The organism is Pseudotamlana agarivorans, assembly GCF_018860245.1.
Classification (GTDB): Bacteria; Bacteroidota; Bacteroidia; order Flavobacteriales; family Flavobacteriaceae; genus Pseudotamlana; species Pseudotamlana agarivorans_A.
The window spans coordinates 58,391-83,454 of sequence record NZ_JAHKPD010000013.1; the positions used below are offsets into that span (position 1 = coordinate 58,391).

Consider the following 25,064-nt stretch of genomic DNA (forward strand, 5'->3'; position numbering starts at 1 on the left):
TGACTAAAAAGAAAAACTACCATGGGATTGGTAGTTTTTTAATAATTTTAATCGTTGATATAGCTTTTCATTAATAATGCAGCGCCTAAAGCACTTGCGTTTTTCCCCTTAGGGAATTGAATTTTCTGTTCTGGCATAAGTTGTTGAAGGTATTCAACAAAAATGTCGTTTCTATTAAATCCTCCAGATATGTAAACATCTTTAAGGTTATTATCGGCATCTAATATGCGGCTAATACCTTGGTGTACACGCTGTACAATTTCGTATATAATTTGATAGTAAGCGAGTTCGTAACTTTCAAAAGTACTAAGTTGTTTTAAATCGCCTTTAAAATCATCAGCAATAGTATCGGGAAAAAAGATAGATTCCCCTTTATTTAATATTTCTGAACACAAATCCTTATTAAGTTGTAATTCTAAATAGTGGTTTTTTTCAACCGAAAAATACTCACTAAGTGCAATCGCATTAACTTCATGAACGCGACCTAAAAACTGCATAGATGATTTAATCTGTTTTTTATCAGGCGTCATAAAACATAAACAGTCGCTCTTTAATTGTTCATCGGTTAAAGTTTCCTTGCTAAAAGGATTCATACAAATAATCCAGGTTCCTGTAGATAACAGAATAAACTCACGATTGGAATTTTCATGTTCTTCTAATAATGGAATAATGGAAGATGAGCTATCATGCAGGCCTTTACCTATAGCCATTTCTTGGCCGTTTACAATTGAAAGTGCAGCATTCTTACCTGGTTTAGGTTGTGGTAACGAGATGTTTTCTTTTTCTAACCACTCGTGATATTGCATGTTGTCGAAGTCCCAAACAGCAGTATGTGCACCTACTGAAGTGAAATCTGAAGTTATTTTGTTTGAAAATAAATAACTTAAGTATTGTGGGTAGTGTAGTATGTTTTTTGCTTTGGAGTAGAAGTGAGGTTTACTTTGTTTTAACCAGTATATTTGTAAACCTGCATTTAGCATACCGTAAGCCGGTGATGCCGTTTTTCTAGAAAATTCTTCTACGCCACCATTGGCATCGTAAAAAGGTGTGAAATCAAGATCTAAAGGTTTTAAATAGTTGTATAATGGCGTAATCCTTTTGCCCGCTTCATCTAAATAAACCAAGGTAGCTCCATGTGTGGAAAAGTTAATGGCTTTTATTGAAAACGCTTTATTGTCTTGAATGGTTTTTATTTCTTTTCGAATCCAAATTTCGATCGCCTCAATATCATCACAAGGATAATTATCATCATCTACGCATTCTTCAAAACGAATTGAATTTGTATAAACTACATTGAAGTCTTTATCAAATAAGAATATTTTTTTATTAGTTTTTCCAATGTCAAAAACAGCAATAACCTTTTTCATATGTTAAATATTTATGTAGATAGTATAAAACTTCCCCCTAGAAAGAGATTCCTAGGGGAAGTTTTAATAAGTAGTTGTACTAGAAAAATGTTTATAAATTATGACCTTGGATAGCGTCAATATTTATATTTTCCAGTAGATTTTTATGATTTAAACCCGTATAAAGGGCCATAAGTTGCACAAGCATTATAATCTGCAGATTCTAAGTTTTCACCATATGCAGACCATGCACTTGGACGGAAAACATCTTCATCGGCAACATTATGCATGTTCACAGGGATTCTTAGTAATGAAGCTAAAGAAATTAAATCTGCTCCAATATGCCCGTAAGAAATCGCACCATGATTGGCACCCCATTTTGCCATTACAGTATAAGCATCTTTAAAGAAACCTTCTCCTGTAACTCTAGGAACGAACCATGTTGTTGGCCAAGTTGGGTTTGTTCTTTCATCTAAAACAGTATGGATATCTTCAGGTAATTCTACGCTCCATCCTTCAACAATTTGCAATACTGGACCAATACCTTTAACAAGGTTGATTCTACACATGGTTAATGGCATTGTGCCTTTAGTTTTAAATTGAGAAGAGAAACCTCCTCCTCTAAAATATTCTGCAATTGCTGCAGGCCACTTTGTGTTATCTAAACATTTTTGAGCTTCTTCTTCAGAAATATCCCAAAATGGTTTCATTGTTGGATTACCATCGGCATCCGATTGTTGGGCTGTAGCATCTAACGTTGTAGATCCAGAATTAATTAAGTGAATGATACCATCCTTGGCAATGCCAGTTAATTTTTTTCCTGTAACACGCTCTACCGATTCTGGACTCCAATACGTCCTTACATCCGAGAATATTTGTGCCGTATTTGTTAATAAATGTCCAAACAACATAGAAACACCATTTAAACAATCGTTTTCTGTAGCAAAAACAAAAGCTTGACGAATACCGTTCCAGTCGAATGACGAATTTAAAATAGATTCTGTGAAATCTGCATTTGGTTGGTAATCGGTCCATTGACGTTGGCCTTGGAATCCACCCATAATAGCGTTTCTTCCTTTAGACTCTTCACCAAAACCTAGTGCTTTTAATTTCGGATTTCCTACCATTAAATCACGACAAATAAGGGTCATTTTAACAACTTTTTCCCATTCTTGTTCTTTAACCTCGGCAGATTTTTGAGCCTCAGGGCTGTTGTAATCTTTTCCTTCTTTACAGTTTTCTTTAGTCCAAGCTAGGGCTTTTTTGTATTCATCTTGATCGTAAATACCTTCGTCCATTCTACGAAGTAATTCAATAGATTCTACAAATTCAGCTCGTACACCTAGGTAGTCTTGTAAAAAGTTTACATCTACCATAGAACCTGCAATACCCATAGAACTGTATCCTATAGATAAATATGATTTACCATTCATTTGGGCTACAGCCAATCCAGCTTTAGCAAAACGAAGTAGTTTTTCTTCAACATCTTTTGGTATGCTTAAATCTCCAGCATCTTGTACTTCTTTACCGTAAATTCCAAATGCAGGTAATCCTTTTTGTGAGTAACCTGCTAAGGCAGCTGCAAGGTACACAGCACCAGGGCGCTCGGTACCATTAAAGCCCCAAACAGCTTTAGGTATTAGTGGGTCGGTATCCATAACTTCGGTACCATAACACCAGCAAGGTGTAACAGTTAATGAAACTTCAACACCTTCTTGTTTAAATTTATCTGCACAAGCGGCAGCATCTGCAACACCACCAATGGTTGTGTCTGCAATAACACATTCTACTTGTTCGCCACTAGGGAAACGTAAATTACTTTCAATTAAATTAGCTGCAGCTTTCGCCATAGCCATACATTGGTCTTCTAGAGACTCTCTAACGCCAAGTTCGCGTCCATCAATAACTGGACGAATTCCTATTTTTGGTAATCTACCAATTAGTCTGCTCATTTATTTTGTGTTTAGGTTAGTGGTTTATGTGAATTGTTCTAATTCAGTTAATTGCTCATTAGATAACCCTGCTGGTTCAAAACCTGCAGCCCAACTCATTAATAAGAGTTTAGCACCTTTATTTGCAACATCTAAAAAGTCCCAAGCTTGCTCAACATCTGGAGCTGTTGCTGTGGCACCATGCTTTTCCCAAAGCGAAACGTTTCTAGTTTTAAAAGCATCGATAGTTACTTTAGCTAAAGCAGCAGTACTCGATAATGCATATGGTGTACAGTGAATTCCTTTAGGAACAAACACACGAACTTCAGGACACATCATCCAAATTTGTCTGTTTAATTCTTCTTCGTTATCAAATAATGGGTGGTGACTCATTACGATAAGCTCTAAAGGATGCGTATGTACTACAGCTAAATTTTCAGGGTGGTTTTCAGCGTTGAATAAATGAATACTCGCGTGCGAAATTAATTCACAAGTTGGTCTGAATCCTTCTCTTTTACCGCCCCATATAATGGTATATCCTGTGGCATCTTCGTTAATATAAAGAATACAAGCAGCTTCATCAATGTCGTCTATTAAGCTTCTTAAGTAACATCCTGTACCTGTAATAAACAATATAAAGCCTTCAGTTCCTTTAGGGAATTCAAAAGGCGTAAATGTTTTTCCTTTCGTTTCTTTAATAATATCTTTTTTGTCGAAAAAAGATGTTAAGTTCATTGAGATATTTCCAGCATTTCTTTCTGCCCATTCACGTTGCCATAAATAACCAGCAACTTTGGATATTTTTTTTAGCTCTTTTTTTACTTCTTTAGGAAGTTTTATATTGCTCATAATAATGATAGTTTATTAATTATTCTTGAATGGTAAAATTAGAATATGCCTTCAGGAAACAACATATTCAAAATTTGTATATTTGTGTATAATTTAAACATGAGATATGGCGAAGCTTGTAAATAAAATTGAATTAGGAGATCCTTCAACTAAAAATCAAAATTTTGTTGATGTTAATTTAAAGTTATTATGTTGCAGGTATTGGTATTTGGATTTGTGGGATTGTCATGATATGGTGTTTCCGTTTTGGCGTATATATTGGAATAAAAATGAAGGCGGCGAGCTTACGCTTCAGAATAAAGTCTATAAAATGGCCCCCGATTTTTTATACATTATATCTCCTTTTTCATCTTTTTCAACACGATATATAAAGCGTCATGAGTTCGATTCTGGGATTCATGTTTCAGGAAAAAATTTATCAGAAAGACATAATGAAGCTTATTTTGAGCGTAAATATTTAATACATTTTTTTGCACATTTTAACCTGGGAACCCCTTTTGATAACGTGTATCCAGGTATATTTAGAGTGGCTTTAACCGATCACTTAAAAGAGCGATTAGTTTATTTAACTGAACGTTTAAAAATAGAGAATCATGATTTTAAATTAACTTTTAATCTAAAACTACAAGCCTTTGTTAAGGAGGCGATATCTAATATCGGAGCCGAGTTGTGGAAAACGGTAAATATTGATGATAGGGTATTAGCAGTACTCCGTTTTATTGAAGCTAATATTGGTGAGAAATTAAGTAATTCTGAATTGGCAGAAATTGTAAACATGGCACCCAATTCGTTCGCCAGATTGTTTAAAGATGAAATGCATATTACCTTACATAGCTTTATTCAGAATAGGAAAATAGCTAAAGCATGTGAGATTTTTGAACATACTAATGATACTATAGAGAGTATTTCCTTTGCATTAGGTTTTTCAGATCGCTATCATTTTTCGAGAGTTTTTAAATCGATAACCGGGATATCCCCCGCGCTTTATAAGTCTGGGAGGTATACGTCTTGATTTTTGTAGGTAAAATATTCTCTTTTTCGAGGCTTGGTTTTATCGATGTTTAAATTATACATAAAGTAGTTTGATATGGATAAATGTTTAACTCGATTGCTTGTCTAAATTTGTGATTCCGCAAAGGTTCTATTTTATGCATGTGTTTAACTAAGCATTCAAAAGTTTACTAGAACTTTAAGGGAGAACCACTAATTATTAAGTTTTATATTTAAACACTAATTAAACTAACAGTAATAAAACATACTATTATGAAAGAATTTAAGCAGTACATAAACGGGAAGTTTGTAAAATCTACGTCACCTGAAATGACAGAAGTTTTAAACCCATGTACAGAAGAGGTTTTGTCAATTATTCCACAAGGATCTATAACCGATGCTAATAACGCCTTAGAAGCAGCACATGCATCACAACATGGTTGGAGATCTTTAACGGCTATTGAAAGAGCGGGGTATTTACATAAAATGGCTGATGCAATTCGTGAAAACAGAGTGTTTTTAGCGGAAACTTTAGCTAAAGAGCAAGCGAAAGTTATTGGACTTGCGCAGGTAGAAGTTGATGTAACTGCTGATTATTTTGATTATAACGCTGGATGGGCAAGACGTATTGAAGGAGAAATTATTCAGAGTGATAGAAAAAAGGAGCACATCTTTTTACATAAATCGCCAATTGGAGTTGCTGTAGGTATTTGTCCTTGGAACTTTCCACTTTTTGTAGCGGCTCGTAAAATTGCACCGTCTTTAGTGACTGGTAACACTTGTATTATTAAGCCTAGTTGTGTAGCTCCGAATACTATTATGGAATTTGCGGAATTAATTCAAAATATCGGACTACCAGCAGGCGTATTAAACTTTGTTTGTGGAACTGGTAGAGTTGTAGGGAATCAATTAACAAAAAGTCCATTAACTGGAATAGTAAGTTTAACAGGTAGTGTGTTTGCTGGTCAAAAGATCATGGAAGCCGCAGCCGAAAACATTACAAAAGTATCTTTAGAATTAGGTGGTAAAGCACCAGCGATTGTATGTGCCGATGCTAATTTAGATTTAGCGGTAAATGCAGTTGTTTCTTCTAAGGTTATCTTTAGTGGACAGGTATGTAACTGTGCAGAGCGTGTGTATGTAGAAGATTCTATTTACGATGAGTTTATGGATAAAGTTACTGTTAAAATGAACGAAGTAAAAGTAGAAGATGCTTTTGCAGGTAACAACCCAGACATGAGTGCGATGGTATCTAAAGATCAAATAGATAAAGTAGCAGAGATGGTGGAGTTTGCTAAGAAAGAAGGTGCAGAAGTACTTTTAGGAGGAAATAAATCAGATCGTTTTGATAAAGGGTATTTTTACCAACCTACTTTACTTACTAACGTAAAGCAGGATATGCAAATAATAAGAGAAGAGGTATTCGGACCAGTATTACCAGTAATGAAATTTGGTACTTTAGATGAGGCTATTGCTTTAGCTAACGATTGTGAGTACGGATTAACATCTTCAATTTTCTCAGAAAACTTCAATAAAGTAATGCATGCTAGCCAAGAATTAGATTTTGGTGAAACTTATATTAATAGAGAACATTTTGAAGCCATTCAAGGATTCCATGCAGGTTGGAAAAAATCTGGATTAGGTGGAGCCGATGGGAAACACGGTATGGAAGAATATTTACAAACTAAGGTGGTATACGCTCAGTATAGATCTTAGTATAAGATAATTTGTTAGTTTTTTAAAAAGTGTACTATAATAATAAGATAAACTTAGAAATATAGTATGCTTTTTTTTTACAACTCAAAAAGCCAATTAACCTATAACCAACTATCAACATGAATAAAACTGAAAAAGTTCCAGTAGTTTCAAAAGAGGTATTATTACCATTTATTTTAATTACATCCTTGTTTGCATTGTGGGGTTTTGCTAACGACATTACTAACCCAATGGTTGCTGCATTTGGAACTGTTATGGAAATATCTACAGCCAAAGCGGCTTTAGTACAATTTGCCTTTTATGGTGGGTATGCAACTATGGCTATACCAGCAGCGCTTTTTGTAAGGAAATATAGTTACAAAAAAGGTATTTTATTAGGTCTTTCATTATATGCCTTTGGAGCCTTACTGTTTTTTCCTGCTGCTAAGTATGAGGTTTTTGGATTCTTTTTAGGATCGCTTTACATTTTAACGTTCGGATTGGCATTTTTAGAAACAACGGCTAATCCATATATCCTTTCTATGGGAGATGAACGTACCTCTACACAACGTTTAAATTTAGCGCAAGCTTTCAATCCAATAGGATCAATTTTTGGAATGTTCGTCGCGTCAAAATTTATTTTAACGGCTTTAGATTCGGATAAAAGAAATGAAATGGGTGAATTAATTTTCACCACTTTAGATGAAGCTCAAAAAGCGGTTATTAGAACACATGATTTAGCTATTATTAGAAATCCTTATGTTATTCTTGGGGCTGTTGTAATTCTTATGTTAATCGTGATTTCGGTATCTAAAATGCCAAAATCCACAACTGCTACAGAACACGGGCCTGCGAAAGAATCATTTAAGAGGTTATTTAGTAACGGTAAGTATAGAGAAGGTGTTTTTGCACAATTGTTTTATGTGGCAGCTCAAATTATGTGTTGGACATTTATTATTCAATACGCCGATAATTTAGGTATTTCTAAAGCAACAGCACAGAATTTTAATATTGTGGCCATGGTTATCTTTTTAACTAGCCGATTTATAAGTACCTACTTAATGCGTTTTGTAGATTCTAAAAAATTATTACTAATCTTTGCTATTGGTGCTATGACCACTGTTGCAGGTGCTATTATTATCCATGGTATGTTAGGCTTGTATTGTCTTGTTGCTACATCTGCTTTTATGTCATTAATGTTCCCTACTATTTATGGGATAGCGCTTAAAGGTCTTAGTGAAGAAGATTCAACTCTAGGAGCTGCAGGATTAGTAATGGCGATTGTAGGAGGGGCTTTGATGCCAATTTTACAAGGAACTATTATTGATAAAGGTACCATTGGAAGCTTTGCAGCGGTTAATGTATCTTTTATTTTACCTTTTATCTGCTTCTGTTTTATCGCTATTTATGCCTACAGAACTTTAAAAGTATATTCTAATTAAGGTTAGTTTATAAGGTAATTTAGATTGAAGTTAACGACATTAGTATTGATGAGTTAGGTTTTGAAGCTTTAAAAAAAGTGTTAAAGACAGGGTCTCGTTTTGAGATGAGGCCCTAATATTTCTTTATTAGACGCTTCGAAAATGGCTATGAAACCGCTATTGTCTAAAAATAAAAAATTGTTCAAAATGAAAGTAGGATTATTTATTCCTTGTTATATCAACCAATTATATCCGCAGGTAGGTAAGGCAACATTAGAGCTTTTAGAAAAATTAAAAGTTGAAGTTGTATATCCTTCAGGGCAGACATGTTGTGGACAGCCTATGGCAAATTCTGGTTATGAAAGTGAATCTGTTGGAGCATGTAATAATTTTGTAAAGAATTTTAATGAGTTTGATTATATCGTAACACCTTCAGGAAGTTGTGCGTATCACGTTAAAAAACATTTTGATGTGATTCCACAAACCGAAGAAGTCACGAAAGTTAGAAATAACGTATACGAACTTTGCGATTTTATTCTGAATGTTTTAAAAATTAAGGATGTTGGAGCACGTTTCCCACATAAAGTAGGGATTCATAAAAGTTGTCACGGTTTACGAGGTTTACGATTAGGCTCATGTTCGGAAAAAATGACTCCAGAATATTCGTATATCGGTGAGTTATTGGCTGGTGTTTCAGGAACTGAAATTATAAAATTAAACCGTGAGGATGAATGCTGCGGATTTGGAGGAACCTTTGCAGTTGCCGAGGAAGCTATTTCTGTAAAGATGGGTAAAGACCGTGTTCAGGACCATTTAGATAACGGAGCAGAAGTGATTACAGCAACAGATACCTCTTGTTTAATGCATTTGGAAGGTTTGGTTAATAGAAATAATCAACCCTTAAAAATACTTCATATCGCCGAAATTTTAAACAGTGTAAATTGAATTAAAACATGAGTCATTCAAAAGCGGCAACTATATTTAATAAAGACGAAAAGAAAGTAAATTGGCATGATAAGGCACTTTGGTTTGTACGTCATAAACGTGATAAATCTGCGCATTCTGTAGAAGGATGGGAAGAGTTACGTAATTTAGGACAAGGCATTAAAGCGCATATGTTGTCTAATCTTGACAATTATTTAATACAGTTTGAAGAAAACGCCTTAAAAAACGGAGTTCAAGTACATTGGGCTCAAGATGGCGATGAACATAATAGGATTGTGCATAGTATTTTACAGGAGCACAATGCTAAAAAAGTAGTGAAAAGTAAATCGATGTTAACCGAAGAATGTCACCTAAATCCATTTTTGGAGGCCGATGGCATTGAAGTTATTGATACCGATTTAGGTGAACGTATTGTGCAGCTGGCTAAAGAACCGCCAAGTCACATTGTTTTGCCAGCAATTCATAAAACCAAGGAGGATGTAGACGAATTATTCCAAGAGCATTTAGGAACTAAACCTTGTGATGGTGATCCACAATATTTAACAGGGGAGGCGCGTAAGCATCTTAGAGAAAAGTTTGTAAGTGCAGATGCTGCTATTACCGGCGTTAATTTTGCTATTGCCGATACTGGAGGTTTTGTGGTGTGTACCAATGAAGGAAATGCCGATATGGGTGCGCATTTAGCACCAGTACATATTGCTTGTATGGGCGTAGAAAAAATTATTCCGAAGCAAGAACACTTGGGGGTATTTCTAAGGTTATTGGGTCGTAGTGCAACTGGACAGCATATTACAACGTATTCATCGCATTTTAAAAAGCCTAGAAATGGTGCTAAAATGCATATAGTAATCGTTGATAATGGCAGAACCAAGCAATTAAGCCGTCCTGATTTTAGAGCATCTTTACAGTGTATAAGATGTGGTGCTTGTATGAATACCTGTCCGATTTACAGACGTAGTGGCGGACATAGTTATGATGCAACCATTCCAGGTCCTATAGGTTCGATTTTATCACCAGGAAAAGATTTAAAGAAACACAGCAGTTTGCCTTTTGCTTCTACTTTATGCGGGTCATGTTCAGATGTTTGTCCGGTAAAGATCGACATTCATGCACAGTTGTATAAATGGCGACAAATTATAACTAAAGAAACCGAACAACCTTTTGTAAAAAAGGCATCTATGAAAATGATGGGTGACATGTTCGCTAAACCTACAAAATTTGAAAAAGTAGGTAAAATGGCACGTTGGTCATTACGAAATTTACCTAAGGGTGTTATAAATTCTAAACCTAATGTTTGGGGTAAGGAACGCGATTTACCTACAGGTCCGAAAGAGAGTTTTGATGATTGGTATAAAAAAAGGAAAAAAGATGAGTAGTAGAGATGCAATTTTATCAAAAATAAAAGATAATAAACCAGATTTATTAGAGCTTCCAACAATTAATGTGGATGTATTTTCAGATTCTAGAAATGTAGAGGATGAGTTTATTTTAAAAGTTGAAGTTGCAGGTGGACAAGTATTAAAAGCGGCTTCTAACGACGCTGTTTTGGATCAGATTAATACTATGTTTCCTGATAGTAAAGTGAAATATTCTACGCTTGAAAATACAGCAGATTTTAATACAGTCGATTTCGATGCTATTAAGAGCCCGAAAGAATTGGAAGATTTAGACGTTTTAATTTTGGAAAGTGAAATTGGTGTTGCCGAGAATGGCGCTGTTTGGCTTAAAGATGCAACATTACCAATGCGTGTATTACCTTTTATTACTAAACATTTAGTGATCGTTTTAAACAAAGAGAATCTTGTGCCGTTCATGCATCAAGCCTACGGTAAATTAATTGGTGAAGACCATGATTTTGGAGTCTTTTTAGCGGGGCCATCTAAAACAGCAGATATCGAACAGTCTTTAGTAATTGGTGCACATGGCGCTTTAAGTTTAACTTTATTTTTAAAATAAATTATAGTAACAAGTAATAATACGTAATCAATATATTTAGTTTTTATAAAAATCAACGAATATTTATATTAGATATTAATTAATTGTATGTCCGTTTTTTAACCTAAACATTGTATTTACGTCATTCCGAATTTATTTCGGAATCTCATAAAGCTGATAATTAATATATTGTTATCGTCAACCTGAAACAAGTTCAGGTTGACGATAACAATTATGTCACATTACGGATAATCAGATTAATTAAATTTAAAAACTGTATTTTTGGGCATTAATTTCAATTAATTTAACTATTCTTAAATTATTTTTTAGAGCAGATTATATTAAGTTTTTTATGTTCTTAAGAATAGGTTTTTCAATTAATTTTAGCCTATGAAAGTAAGAGTCATTCAATTTCTGATATTTCTTTTTGTCTGTTTTAGTTTTTCACAAAATAAGCAATTAAAGCTTGGTAACCAGCGTATTGAGTCCTTCGCCAGTGAGCAGGGTTTTTTTCAGAATACCGTGCATGCCATAGTTTCAGATGCCAGCGGTTATTTATGGGTGGCTACGCCTAATGGTTTGGTTCGGTACGATGGCTATACCTTCGATTATTATTATCACAATATCGAAAATAAAAATTCTTTACCTAATAATTTTATTTCAAAACTTTTAACCGATTCGAAAGGCAGATTATGGATTGGTACTAGAGGTGGAGTGTGTTTATATATTACCGATAAAGAGTTGTTTTTACCAGTAGAAAATTCAATTAAAAAAGATGGTTTTATTAAGGAGGATGGCCAGAGCCGAATTTGGGTTGGTGGCGCTCAAAAAATTCAAATATTTGACGGCAGTAGCGATGATTTACCAACCATTGTTAAATTAGGAGAAATTGATCTTACAAATATTTTAGAGGAAAGTGTTATAAGAGATATTGAATTTCTTTCTAACTCAGAATTAATTGTTTCTACATCGAAGAAAATATACAAAGTAGATTACAATGCAAATGATAATTATTCAGTAGGGGTTTTAGAATTATCTTTAGATGAAAATATAACACGAATTAACTCGGTTACCAAGATCAATAATTCTATCTGGATTGGTACTTATACGGGTTTATATCAAACGTTTTACGAAAACAGTAAGCTACTTAATGTTGGGTCTTATTTTACTGGAAGGAATGACGATGATGGTGATAGTGCTGCGTACAACATTCAGTCATTATACATAGATAAAAGTAAGGACTTATGGATTGGTACTAGAAATTATGGTGCCATAAAATATGATATTAAAAGTAATCAATTTACTATTTTTAAAAATGATTCAAAATATAAAAACGGACTATCTAGTAACCGTGTTAATTGTTTTTACGAAGATAATTTTGGTGTGCTTTGGATAGGTACGGCACAGGGAGGTTTAAATAAGTTCGATAAAAATTTAAAGGATTTTCAAAATTATTCACATAATGCCTTTGATGATCAGTCGCTATCTAGTAATCTAATTACAGACTTGGTAGAAGATAAGAACGGTAAAATTTGGGTGTCTTTCTTTAGTAGTGAAATTAGTAAGTCCTCATCACCTTTAGATTTAGAAAGTGGAAAAAGAATTTCCTTTAATCGTACAGATAACGCATTACATCAATTAAAAAATGATTGGGTGATCACTTTGTATCAAGATTTAAAAGGCTACTGGTGGATTGGTACAAACAAAGGTGTTTATCTGTATGATGAGAATCAAGATGTATTAAAAAAAGTTAATATAAAAAATGATGATACTTCCGAAAGTTTAATTTTTAGTCGGGTAATTGAACAAATAGATGACGATAAAATTCTTTTAGCCGGGCCTCAAGTGTTTTTGTTAAACAACCCTTGGGAGCATATTTTAAATGGGGAACCTGTTGAAGTGCAATCAGAATTGTTTGATGTAGGGAAAATTAATCAAATTAATGATTATAAAAAAGACAGCTTTGGAAATCATTGGTTTGCTAGTAATTTAGGCCTGTTTCGTGTTATAGTTGAAAATAATACTTGGCAAATTAAAGAGCACTTAACGACTACATATCATGAAGAAAATTTAGCACTTAGCTATGATTATATTTTCAATGTACATATAGCCTCAGACAAAACGGTATGGCTTGGTACTTATGGCGGTGGATTAATGAAGATTAAGTTAAATGCCACTGGTGATCCTGAAAATATAAAAGGTTTTCATAGAAACGAAGGCCTTCGGGATGAAGTGATATACGGTATTTTAGAGGATGATGATGGTATGTTATGGATGAGTACAGACATGGGTATTGGTGTACTCAACCCTAAAGAAGAAGTTTTTAACTTTTATGATGTTAATGACGGTGTTTTAAGTAATAACTTTAGGCAATCGGCATTTTTAAAAACTAAAAAAGGAATTATGTTAATGGGGGGGGTTGATGGTTTAACCATCTTTAACCCGAAACAAATTATTAAAAATATTAACGCCCCTAAAGTGTTAATTTCAGAATTAAAAATAAATAACGCACGAATTATTTCTGGTGAAAAAATAAATGGAAAAGTTGTTTTAAATCAGTCTATTACAGACACTAAGGAGTTGGATTTAGATCATGATAATAGAAACATATCTTTAGATATTATTGTTCAGCACAGTGCTACTCCAAATAAGAATAAAGTGGCATACAAACTAGTAGGGGTTAACCAGGACTGGATAGAAATTAATGGAGGTAAAACAACTGCAACTTATACGAATTTAAGTCCGCGAAGTTATGAGTTTTTATATAAAGGCGCTAACGGAGATGGACTATGGACCCCAGAAGCACATTTTAAAATAAATGTACTATCACCTTGGTATTTAAAATGGTGGAGTATAATCCTTTGGTTAGGATTAGGTTTGTTAGTAGCGCATTCCATTATGAAATATTTGGTGCGCTTAGAAAAACTAAATCAGAAATTAAAATTCGAACAGCTTGAAAAAGAACGGGTTCGAGAAATGAATCAAGCGAAATTACAATTCTTTACTAACATTTCTCATGATTTTAAAACACCACTTTCGCTTATAATTGGTCCTTTAGAAAAAATAGCAGATCAATATAAAAAAGACGACAATCAAAAGTACTTTTCTATAATTCAAAATAACATCTTAAGGCTACAACGCTTAATCGATCAATTAATATCCTACAGAAAGGCAGAAACAGGACATCTAGAGTTGGAATATTCTAAAGTAACCTTAGGGAATTTTATTTACCCCTTAATGGAAGGTTTTGAAGATTATGCTCAAAGATCACTTCTAAACTTTTATTATAAAGTAGACGACCCTAATAAGTTAATAACAATTGATATTGATAAGACAGAACGTATTCTTTTAAATTTATTCTCTAATGCAGTAAAATACTCAGGCTCCTATAACGAAATAAGTATTGAAGCTGGAATTGTTACACAAAATGACGAAGAGGTATTAAGTTTACGTGTACATAATACAGGAGGTGAAATATCTCCAGAAAAAATTGAACGCATATTTGATCGTTTTTACCGTGGTGTAGATGAAAAACAGGATTGGAATGGTACCGGTATTGGATTAGCCTTATGTAAATCTTTAGTTGATTTAATGAAAGGGACCATTTCTGTAACCAGCGAAATAGATAAGAAAACCGAATTTGTAATCACACTTCCTATTACGGCTAAAGGAGATCAATTAGAGGAGATCGATATTCAAAAGCATTATAAAAATGTTACCGATTGGTTGCCTTCCGAATTGGAAAGTATTCAAGATCGCCCTGTTAATACATCCCTACCAACCTTGTTAATTATTGATGATGAGCAGGATATTAGAAGCTTTTTATATGAAGCCTTTAAAGAGAAATACAATATTGTATTGGCTGTAAATGGTGAAGATGGTTTATTGAAATTAAAGGAAAACACACCACAATTGGTAATAAGTGATGTAATGATGCCAAAAATGGATGGCTATGAATTATGTAAAATAATTAAATCTGATACCGAACACTGTCATATACCGGTAATTCTATTAACAGCCATAGGCGATAATTTTAAAAAACTTGAAGGTTTAGAGTTAGGTGCAGACGATTATATTGTAAAACCGTTCTCTATTAAATACCTTGAGGTTAGGGTTAAAAAACTCATTGAAAATAAGCAACATATTTTTGATTACTACTCACGAAACAGCTTCATGCCTAAGGATTCTTTAATCAGTTCTTCCAAAGACAAAGAGTTTTTAGAAAGTATTAATCGTTCTATAGAGGACCATATGTCGAATTCTGTATTTGGAGTAGAAGAATTAGCTTCAGATATAGGCATGAGTACCTCTCATTTTTATAGAAAGTTGAAAGAGCTTACAGGACAAGCACCCAATTTCTACCTTAGAAACTTCCGATTACAAAAGGCGGCAGAGTTATTAACTGCGAATAAAAATTTAACGGCTGCCGATGTTATGTTTGAAATTGGAATTGAGTCTAAATCGTATTATTCTTCGGCTTTCAAGAAAATTCATGGTGTTTCTCCATCAGAATTTGTGAAAACATTATGATTGATTAGAGCTTTAAATTTATTCTAACTCGTTGAGGTTTAGAATTTAGAGTGTTGCTCAAATCGCTCAGATTAAATAAAGCAATAATAATACACGATGTGAGTAAGCATTTTTTCATTGTTTGGTAACATATTTGTAAAACCAATTAAATTAAAAATGCATTTAAAGCATTGAAAAATTAGACACCCTATAATTAAACACATTGTATTTTGTGAATAATTAAAAAATACGTCAATAATATCAATACTTTAACTGAATAAAACTTCTGACTTTACGCTAACTATTTGTGTTACAGAATAATTAAGTTTAATTATTTCAACAAAATAGCTTTTAAGGTAAAATAGAAACCGATTTCAGAAACATGTGATCTAAGTTTAATTGGATTTAATTCATAACAATTATAACATGTTTAAAAGTAGAAAGCCCTTATTACCATTTATTATAGTATTGTTCATCTCACTTCAGGTTCTTGCTCAAGATAAGAAAGGTGAAGAAAGTATGGATGACATGTGGGGTGATGGACATTCAGTCGTAGATAGTAATATAAGAGAAGGACGTGGTAAGTATTTCGACCAAAGTAATTTTGGGATGTTTATTCACTGGGGTTTGTTTTCAGATTTGGCTGGAAAATGGAACAACAAAACATATTATGGTATCGGGGAGTGGTTAATGAACCCAAGAGTTGCTAACATTCGTCCTGAAGACTATATGGAGGTTGCAGATGATTTTAACCCTACAAAATTTGACGCTAAAGCTATTGCGCAATTGGCTAAGAATTCTGGGATGAAATACATTATCATTACCAGTAAACATCATGAAGGTTTTGCGATGTTTGATTCTGATGCTAGCGACTTTAATATTGTTGATGCCACACCTTTTGCTAGAGATCCTATGAAAGAGCTTTCGGCTGCTTGTCGTGAGTTAGGCTTAGGTTTTGGTTTTTATTATTCACATTATCAAGATTGGACAACGCCAGGTGCCGCAGGTGGTCCAACTCAAAATGCAGATGGTAGTGAGGCCACATTTAAAGAGTATTTCTACAATAAATGTAAACCACAAGTAAAAGAAATTTGTAGTAATTATGGTGATATCGATTTTGTATGGTTCGATACTCCAGGAGGTATGCCAAAAGAATACGTGGTTGAACTTGCCGACATGGTAAGAGAGTTACAACCAAACACAATGATGTCTAGTAGAGTTGGATATGGTCTAGGAGACTATGTAACGCATGGTGATATGGAGGTGCCTCCTGTAAATCTAGATATCCTTTGGGAGAGTTGTGATACAAACAACGATTCTTGGTCTTACGCTTGGTATGACAATAATTTTAAAAGTCCGAAAGAAATACTACACAGACTAATATCTACGGTAGGTAGAGGAGGAACGTATTTATTTAATGTGGGTCCTAATGGCGAAGGTGTGGTTCCAAAAATTGGAGTTCAATTTTTAGAGCAAGCAGGCGCATGGATTAAAAAATACCCGCAAGTAATATATGGTGCAGGAAGTTCTCCTTGGGGACATGCATTACCTTGGGGAGATGTTACTACAAATGAAAACACACTGTATTTATCTGTATTTGATTGGCCTCAAGATGGTAAGCTTTACTTACCTGGTTTAGAAAATGAAATCCTTTCTGCTGAAATTTTAGGAGGTAAAAAAGCTCAAAAAATTAAATATAATAAGAAAAACAACTGGATCATCTTTGATGTGCCTTATAAAAAGCCAGACTCTCCAGTAGCTGTAATTGAAGTTAAACTAAAAAATAAACCAAAAGTAATTGGTACCCACGGTATTTATCCAAACATTGAAACTACCATTCTAACCGATTTTGCGACAGTTGAAAGTGCTGAAAAGAAATCGATTCGTTGGATGGAGAAATTTGGTGAATGGAAAAAAACAACTCAAGTTAGTAATTGGGGAAAAAATGGAGTATCTGAATTTGAAGTTAATGTACTAGAACCAGGATATTACTACTTAGAATTGGAATATACTGGAGAAGATCGATTGGTTTGGAAAACAACAACAGATGAGGGTATCATGGTTCAAAATGAACAAGCTGCCACCGAAAAGTATGAATCGTATCCAATGGGTATTTTAGAATTTAAAACACCAGGGCATCACAACGTATCGGTATCATTAGTAACTAGAGATCACGAAGAATCAAGTTTAAAATCAATAAAAATAAAACCTATTCAATAAAATAAACCAAGAGGCTTTATACTCTAAACAAAATTGAACTAACGAACTAAATAAACCATGACAAAACTAACCAAATTTTTAGGTGTTTTAGCCTTATTATCGATTACAGTTTCGTGTAAAACGAAAGAGACAGAGGCTGTTAAAACACAACCTAATATTATTGTTGTAATTACCGATGATCAAGGATATGGTGATATGGCCCATAATGGGAACACCATCATCAAAACACCTGCCATGGATAAATTTGCAACCGAAGGTTTAAGTTTGTCAAATTATCATGTTGGTACCACTTGTGCACCTACTAGAGCTGGTTTGTTAACAGGAAGAAACTGTAATAGAAATGGAGTGTGGCACACCATAATGGGAGCTTCTATGCTAAATAGAGAAGAAATAACTATTGCAGATGTTTTTCAAGATAATGGTTACAAAACAGGAATGTTTGGAAAATGGCATCTAGGTGATAACCATCCGTTTGTTCCTGAGGAACGTGGTTTCGATGAAGCATTTTACCACGGAGGTGGAGGTGTTGGCCAAACACCAGACCATTGGAATAACGATTATTTTGATGATACTTATTTAAGAAACGGAAAACCAGAAAAAGTTGAAGGCTATTGTACAGATGTTTGGTTCAATGAGGCTATAAAATTTATTGAGGATAAAAAGGACAATCCGTTTTTATGCTATTTAAGTTTAAATGCGCCACATTCACCATTTAATGTGCCTCAAGAATATTACGACTTATATAAAGACGAAGAAAGCCTTATAGAAACTCAAAAGCGTTTTTATGGGATGATCACTAATATAGATGATAATTTCTCGGCACTTTTAAACAAGCTAGATGAATTAAAAATAGCAGACAACACCATTGTTATTTTTACTACCGATAATGGAACATCAAATGGTTACCATGTAGATAAAGAAACAGGTGAGGTTCACGGCTATAATGCGGGAATGCGTGGTACAAAGGCTAGTGAATATGAAGGCGGACATCGCGTACCATTTATTATTAGATGGCCAAACGGAAACATAGAAGGTGGAAAATCACTGTCAGATTTGGTGGCCCACGTAGACATGTTACCAACTTTAACATCATTAGCGGGTATCGATTTTACTTCAGAGAAAATTATCGACGGAACAGATGTTAGTGAGTACCTATTAGGAAATTCTAATATTAAGGAACGTTATTTAGTAACAGATACGCAACGTATTTCATGGCCAGAAAAAGGTAAAAATAGTTGTGTAATGCAGGGTGACTGGAGATTAATTAAAGGAAACGAGTTATACAACTTGGCCGAAGATCCAGGGCAAACTAATAATATAGCGGAAGATCATCCAGAACGCGTTGCAGCTATGAATGCTTTTTATGAGACTTGGTGGGCAAGCGTTATTAAAGAAACTAAGTATTCCACAATTGATTTAGGTGTAGATGAGGTTGAAGTTATTACCTGTCATGATGCAAGAACTATAGATTTTTATCCGCCTTGGAATCAAAGAATGATTAGATTAGGTGCACCAATGAAACCAGCGCCTTTCTTCGTGAACTTTGTTGAAGCAGGAAACTATACTTTTAAATTAAGACGTTGGCCAGCAGAGAGTGGTGTATCACTTGGCGCAGAAATTCCAGACGAAATTCCAGCCACCGAAACAACAGACCCTAGAGTACGAGGTAAAGCCTTAGCTTTTAAAAAGGCTTTCGTGAAAATAGGTGATAAAGAAGTGTCTATAGACGTTAATAATGCGACCCAATCGGCAGATTTAAAATTAGTGGTACCACAAGGAAAAACCGAACTATTAGCTTGGTTTGAGTTAGAAAGTGGTGAATTAACGAATGCATTTTATATAAACGTAGAAAAATCGGTTGTAAACTAAAACAGTTTTCGATTTGAATAAAATTTTAATAACAACATGTCAAAGTGTTGGAGTCATAAATAAAAGTAATGAACAATAAATTATTTATTTTTTTAATGTGTTTAATTTCTGCTGGGACTGCTGCTGTACAAGCGCAGTCTAAAGCAGATCAGCCAAATATTATCTTCATTTTTGCAGATGATTGGGGTTATGGTGATTTAAGTGCACATGGTAGTACTTGGGTAGATACACCACACATTGATAATATGATAGGGGAAGGGATGGACTTTTCCAATTTTACGGTAAACAGCCCAGTGTGTTCACCAAGCCGAGTTGCTGTTATGACAGGTCAATTTCCTGCAAGGCAGAGTGTACATCAACATTTTCAAGGTTGGAAAGCACATGAAAAGAGAGGGATGCCAGATTGGATGGATCCAAATGATATATCACTGCCAAGAGAATTTCAAAAAGCAGGTTATGTAACGGGACACTTTGGTAAGTGGCATCTAGGATGGTCTTCTAAAGATGCACCAAAGGAGAATGAATACGGTTACGATGAATATGCCACATTTAATGGTTCTAAAACCATCGATATTCCAAAGGCTGGTTCTATAGGTGTGGATTATGCTGAAGATTTTATCAAACGTCATAAAGACAAGCCTTTTTTCATCAATTTATGGTTACATGAAGCGCATACAGCACATTATCCGCAAGAACGATTTATGAATGAGTTTGGTGAGTTAGATGAACAGAAACAAGTTTATGCTTCAATTATAGCAGAAGGTGATGAAGCTGTTGGAAGAATAACAAAATTATTGGAAGAATTAGATATTGATGAAAATACACTGGTTGTATTTTCTACAGATAACGGTCCAGAATGGGAAGGTGGAGAAGATGAAAAACAACATAAAGGTGATCCTGTAGGCTTAGGGAAATATTATTCAGTAGGAGAAACAGGCGGACTTAAAGGACAGAAAAGATCTTTATTCGCAGGAGGTATTCGTGTTCCATTTGTAGCAAAATGGCCTAAAGTCATCCCAAAGGGTGTAAAAGATGATACCTCTGTGGTAACTGCAGTGGATTTGTTGCCTACATTTTTAGAGGCTGCAAATATCACGATGCCTAAAGACTTTCAACCAGATGGTGAAAGTATGATGGAGGCCTTTAAAGGAAAATCATTTAAAAGAAGTAAGCCGATTTTCTGGGAATGGAAAGGCGGAACTAGTAAAGCATATACTTGGCCAACTTTAGGTGTGAGAGATGGGGATTGGAAATTAGTTGTAGATATTACTGGAGATCAATATGAGTTATATGATCTTAAAAAAGATTGGAAAGAAGAACATGATTTAGCTACTAGTAATCCTAAAAAAGCCAAAAAACTTTTAAAGGAAATTAAGGCATGGAAAGCAACTTTACCAACAGAACCAAGACCAAGTTGTTTGTCTTCTGTTAGAAAATAAGAAAAAAGATAAGAACGGTTAGAAATGATAAACGCCATGTTACATAGAATAAAAATAGGACTTTTAGTGCTTGTTTTCTGTTTTGCAAGTTGTAAACAGAAGGAAGCTAAGAGTGTTGTGCAAAAACAAGAAGAAGCAAAACCTTTAACGTACGATGAAATGAATGCGTCTAAAGGTGAAGCTAAAGAAGCTTTTAATGATGCTAAATATGGTATGTTTATTCATTGGGGTTTATATGCCATTCCTGGAGGTATTTGGAAAGGTAAAAAAATGGAGGAATTAAGAGGTCCTAGAGTGGCAGAATGGATTCAATTCGGAGCGCAAATTCCAAGAGCTGAATATGCCGAATTAGCACCTCAATTTAACCCAACTCATTTTGATGCAGATGCCATCGCAAAACTGGCTAAAGATGCTGGGATGAAATATTTAGTAATCACTTCAAAGCATCACGATGGTTTTGCGATGTACGATTCTAAAGTAAGTGCATATGATATCGTTGATGCGAGCCCATATCCTAAAGACATCGTTCAAGAATTATATGATGCTTGTCAAAAGTACGGTATCGATTTCGGATTGTATTATTCACATAACATCGATTGGATGGATGGCAACGACTGTGGTCTTGCAGAATATTTAGCTGCTGGAGGCGAATTACATGATCGTGTAAAACGTAAAGCTGGAGTGAATACTTGGGATCCTAGCCCAAACACGTTTACGGAGTATTTAGAAAATAAAGCGTATCCGCAGGTAAAGGAAATACTAACAAAATTTCCTAACATGACCACATTGTGGTATGATTATCCACACTATGTAACGCCGGAGGAAAGTTTAGAATTTTATAAAATAGCTTACGATTTACAGCCCAATATGTTAGTAAATTCTAGAGTAGGTAATGACTTAGGTGATTTTGATATCCCGGGTGATAATAAAATTCCTAGTGATCATTTAGCGATTACTAAACCATGGCAAACTGTTGGGACAACTAATAACTCTTGGGGGTATAAGTCTTACGATCATGATTGGAAATCTGTAAAAGAATTACTGTTCTGGTTAACAGAAATTGTGAGTAAAGGCGGAAATTATATGCTAAATATTGGACCTGATGCTTTGGGTGATGTACCGCAAGAATCAGTTGCAAATTTGTTAGAAGTAGGGAAGTTTTTAGATGTAAACGGTGAAGCGATTTACAACACAAGAAAATGGAAAGTAACTCATGAAGGGCCAACAAAAATAGAAATGAATGGAACTCATGATCGTGCTAAAAAAGCAGGTTTAAAGTTTGAATTCACACCAAGTGATTTCTGGTTTACGCAAAAAGAAAATACCCTTTATGCCATTTCATTAGCAAAGCCAAAAGAAGCTGTGTTAATTAAAAGTGTTACTAAAAATGATGCAGGAACTGTAAAATCGGTTAGTCTTTTAGGTAGTGATGCTAAATTGGAATGGAAACAAACCGAAGCAGGTTTAGAGGTTAATTTAGGTACCGCACAAGAGAATCCAAATGGATATGCACTTAAAATTGGATTATAAAAAAAATGAATAGAAGATCGTCTTTTAAATTAATTGGAGCCTTAGGTTTAGCGCTATTTGTACCTGTTCGCATGTTGGGATCGGTTATTAATACATCGTGCGAAGCTTGTGCTCACGCTTGGAAAAACCTGAGTAAATTTAATGCGACACGCTACCCTTTTAGATATTTAGAACCTACCCAAGGTTTACCTAAAGTGTTTATTTATGGGGATTCTATTTCTATTGGGTATACCGAATACGTGAGAGCATCTTTAAAAGGTAAAGCCGATGTGATGCGTTTGCATATCAACGGAAATTCGAGCGCAGAATTCATTAAAAGAATAGAAGCCTTCAGAAAAGCTTTATTTCAACCTTTTTTAAAGGAAGGCTGGTCGTTTTCTTGGGATGTGATTCACTTTAATGTGGGATTACATGATTTAAAATATTTATACAATAGAAAGTTAAATAAAGAAAAAGGTGAGCAAGTTTCTTCGTTAGAAGACTATGAAGCAAATCTAAAAAATATCATCAAATACCTTAAAGCAACCTATCCTACAGCCAAATTAATTTTTGCTACAACAACCCCAGTTCCAGAAGGAGAAGAAGGAAGAGTACAAGGAGATGCGGTTAAATATAATAAGGTGGCTATGAAAGTGATGCAAAATCATCCAGATATTATTATTAATGATTTACACACCTTTTCAAAACCAGTATTAGAGCAATATGCTGAAGGACCAGGGAATGTTCATTATAATGCAACAGGCTCTAGGTTACAAGGTATTCAAGTGGCTAAAATGATTGGACAAGCCCTAGATATTGAACCAAATGATTGTCCGTCGGTAGATGTGATTATAGCGAAATTTAAAGCTTATGAAAGTAAAATTACTAAACAATAATATGATGTTTAAAAATGTACTTTTTTTAATAGTAACCTTGAGTCTATTCGGACTTCAATCTTGTGATTCACAAGTGAAAGAAGCGAAGAAACCTAATATTATTTTCTTTTTTACAGATGATCAATCCTATGATACGCAAAGGGATTTTGGAAACAAGGTAACTAAAACTCCTAATTTGGATCTTTTAGCCGACAATGGTGTTGTGTTTTCAAGACATTACAATACAACAGCTATTTGTATGGCAAGTAGAGCGAATGTTATGACGGGGCAGTTTGAATATAAAACGGGTTGCAATTTCGATCATGGTTCGTTAGGAACCAAACAATGGTCTACCTCTTATCCAGTATTATTAAAACAGGCAGGGTATCGTGTAGGTTTTGCTGGTAAGTTTGGCTTCTCGATTTCGGATACTAACGGAGGTTGGAAAAAAGAAGGCGAAGTAGCAAAACATGATTTTGATTTTTGGGGTGGAGGTTCGCACCAAACTTCATACAAAACCATTGAAAATAAATATATGGTTCAATATGCAGAAGAATACCCGCATAGTACAAGAGCCTACGGCGCCGCCAGTATCGACTTTATAAACGAGTCTGTTAAGAAGGATAAACCATTTTGTATGAGTGTGTATTTTAAAGCACCACACAGACCGGTTGAGCCAGACCCAATGTTTGATGATGTTTACAAAGATGTGGTATTCGATAAACTTCCTAACTATGGTAGAGAAAATGGAGAGCATTTAGCCAAACAATCAAAAATGGGAAGACAATACCCAAGATTTGTAGAGTGGGGGTATTCTGAAGAAGAGACTTACCAAGAGGCTTTACGTAAATACAATCAACTTATTTATGGTGTAGATTACTCGATAGGTATGGTGTTAGAACAATTGAAAAAATTGAATATTGATGATAATACCATCATAATTTTTTCATCAGATAACGGTTACTTTAATGGTTCTCACGGTTTAGGTTCTAAGGTTTTACCTTATGAAGAAGGTGCTAGAACACCGCTAATAATTGTAGATCCACGTCAGAAAGATAAAGGGCAAAGTACTAGTGCGTTAACTGGGAATGTAGATATTCCTGCAACCATATTGGATTATGCTGGAATCTCAATTCCTAGTATATATGATGGTAAGAGTATCCGTCCTTTAGTTGAAGATCCTAAGACGAAAATAAGATCATCACTTCCAATCATTCAGGTTTGGGGGCCTAAAGCAACACACTGTTTAACCGTAATGGACGATAGGTACAAATACATCTATTGGTACTATAAAGATGAAGCCAATAACATATACCCAACAGAAGAATTGTTTGATATCGTAAACGATCCTTATGAACTGGAAAATATTGCAAGTATAACTAAATTTAAATCACAACTAACTAAAATGAGAAAACTGTATGACAAACAACTAACACACTGGAAAAACGAAGGTGTAAATTATAATGGATACAAGAAATACGATTCATTATTTGAACGAAAGTTAAATTAAACTATTATTAAACATTTAAAC

General features: G+C 34.5%; 16 protein-coding genes. 13 read left to right on the top strand and 3 right to left on the bottom strand.

What is annotated here, in order from left to right; all coding sequences use genetic code 11:
* Positions 1 to 47: 47 nt before the first annotated feature.
* The 3 genes from KO493_RS09110 to rhaD all read right to left on the bottom strand — a co-directional run bounded on the left by KO493_RS09110 (position 48) and on the right by rhaD (position 4,126).
* Positions 48 to 1,367, bottom strand: coding sequence for an FGGY family carbohydrate kinase (locus tag KO493_RS09110; protein WP_216067645.1), 1,320 nt, complete (start codon positions 1,365 to 1,367; stop codon positions 48 to 50).
* Positions 1,368 to 1,510: 143 nt separating this feature from the next.
* The gene (locus tag KO493_RS09115; RefSeq protein WP_216067646.1) at positions 1,511 to 3,298 is read right to left on the bottom strand and encodes an L-fucose isomerase; all 1,788 of its coding nucleotides are present in this window, start codon (positions 3,296 to 3,298) and stop codon (positions 1,511 to 1,513) included.
* A gap of 24 nt (positions 3,299 to 3,322) precedes the next feature.
* Positions 3,323 to 4,126 carry a rhamnulose-1-phosphate aldolase gene (gene rhaD, locus KO493_RS09120; RefSeq protein WP_216067647.1) on the bottom strand — a complete coding sequence of 268 codons (804 nt, stop codon included), beginning with the start codon at positions 4,124 to 4,126 and terminating at the stop codon, positions 3,323 to 3,325.
* A gap of 106 nt (positions 4,127 to 4,232) precedes the next feature.
* Between rhaD and KO493_RS09125 the strand changes: the two genes are divergently transcribed.
* From KO493_RS09125 to KO493_RS09185, 13 genes are all read left to right on the top strand, one after another.
* On the top strand, positions 4,233 to 5,138 hold the full coding sequence (locus tag KO493_RS09125) for an AraC family transcriptional regulator (RefSeq protein WP_216067648.1): 906 nt from the start codon (positions 4,233 to 4,235) through the stop codon (positions 5,136 to 5,138).
* A gap of 251 nt (positions 5,139 to 5,389) precedes the next feature.
* Positions 5,390 to 6,832, top strand: a complete 1,443-nt coding sequence (gene aldA / locus KO493_RS09130) for an aldehyde dehydrogenase (protein ID WP_216067649.1) — start codon at positions 5,390 to 5,392, stop codon at positions 6,830 to 6,832.
* A 119-nt stretch (positions 6,833 to 6,951) separates the two neighbouring features.
* Complete coding sequence (gene fucP, locus KO493_RS09135) at positions 6,952 to 8,253, top strand: L-fucose:H+ symporter permease (protein ID WP_216067650.1); 1,302 nt, start codon at positions 6,952 to 6,954, stop codon at positions 8,251 to 8,253.
* Between the two features lie 186 nt (positions 8,254 to 8,439).
* Positions 8,440 to 9,177: a (Fe-S)-binding protein gene (locus KO493_RS09140; RefSeq protein ID WP_216067651.1), complete on the top strand. Its 738-nt coding sequence runs from the start codon at positions 8,440 to 8,442 to the stop codon at positions 9,175 to 9,177.
* An 8-nt stretch (positions 9,178 to 9,185) separates the two neighbouring features.
* The gene (locus KO493_RS09145) at positions 9,186 to 10,553 is read left to right on the top strand and encodes a lactate utilization protein B (RefSeq protein WP_216067652.1); all 1,368 of its coding nucleotides are present in this window, start codon (positions 9,186 to 9,188) and stop codon (positions 10,551 to 10,553) included.
* Entirely contained in the window at positions 10,546 to 11,133 is a 588-nt protein-coding gene (locus KO493_RS09150) for a LutC/YkgG family protein (RefSeq protein WP_216067653.1), read from the top strand. The genes KO493_RS09145 and KO493_RS09150 overlap by 8 nt, the downstream gene beginning before the upstream one ends.
* 369 nt (positions 11,134 to 11,502) lie before the next feature.
* Positions 11,503 to 15,642: a hybrid sensor histidine kinase/response regulator transcription factor gene (locus tag KO493_RS09155; protein WP_216067654.1), complete on the top strand. Its 4,140-nt coding sequence runs from the start codon at positions 11,503 to 11,505 to the stop codon at positions 15,640 to 15,642.
* Between the two features lie 405 nt (positions 15,643 to 16,047).
* Positions 16,048 to 17,841 (top strand): alpha-L-fucosidase, encoded by a 1,794-nt coding sequence (locus KO493_RS09160; protein ID WP_216067655.1) that lies wholly within the window; start codon positions 16,048 to 16,050, stop codon positions 17,839 to 17,841.
* 57 nt (positions 17,842 to 17,898) lie between these two features.
* The gene (locus KO493_RS09165) at positions 17,899 to 19,710 is read left to right on the top strand and encodes an arylsulfatase (protein ID WP_216067656.1); all 1,812 of its coding nucleotides are present in this window, start codon (positions 17,899 to 17,901) and stop codon (positions 19,708 to 19,710) included.
* Positions 19,711 to 19,778: 68 nt separating this feature from the next.
* A complete protein-coding gene (locus tag KO493_RS09170) occupies positions 19,779 to 21,149 on the top strand; it encodes a sulfatase family protein (protein ID WP_216067657.1) in 1,371 nt (456 codons plus the stop codon).
* Positions 21,150 to 21,185: 36 nt separating this feature from the next.
* A complete protein-coding gene (locus KO493_RS09175) occupies positions 21,186 to 22,679 on the top strand; it encodes an alpha-L-fucosidase (protein WP_216067658.1) in 1,494 nt (497 codons plus the stop codon).
* Between the two features lie 5 nt (positions 22,680 to 22,684).
* Positions 22,685 to 23,554, top strand: coding sequence for an SGNH/GDSL hydrolase family protein (locus tag KO493_RS09180; RefSeq protein WP_216067659.1), 870 nt, complete (start codon positions 22,685 to 22,687; stop codon positions 23,552 to 23,554).
* Entirely contained in the window at positions 23,529 to 25,043 is a 1,515-nt protein-coding gene (locus KO493_RS09185; RefSeq protein ID WP_216067660.1) for a sulfatase family protein, read from the top strand. The genes KO493_RS09180 and KO493_RS09185 overlap by 26 nt, the downstream gene beginning before the upstream one ends.
* Positions 25,044 to 25,064: the final 21 nt, after the last annotated feature.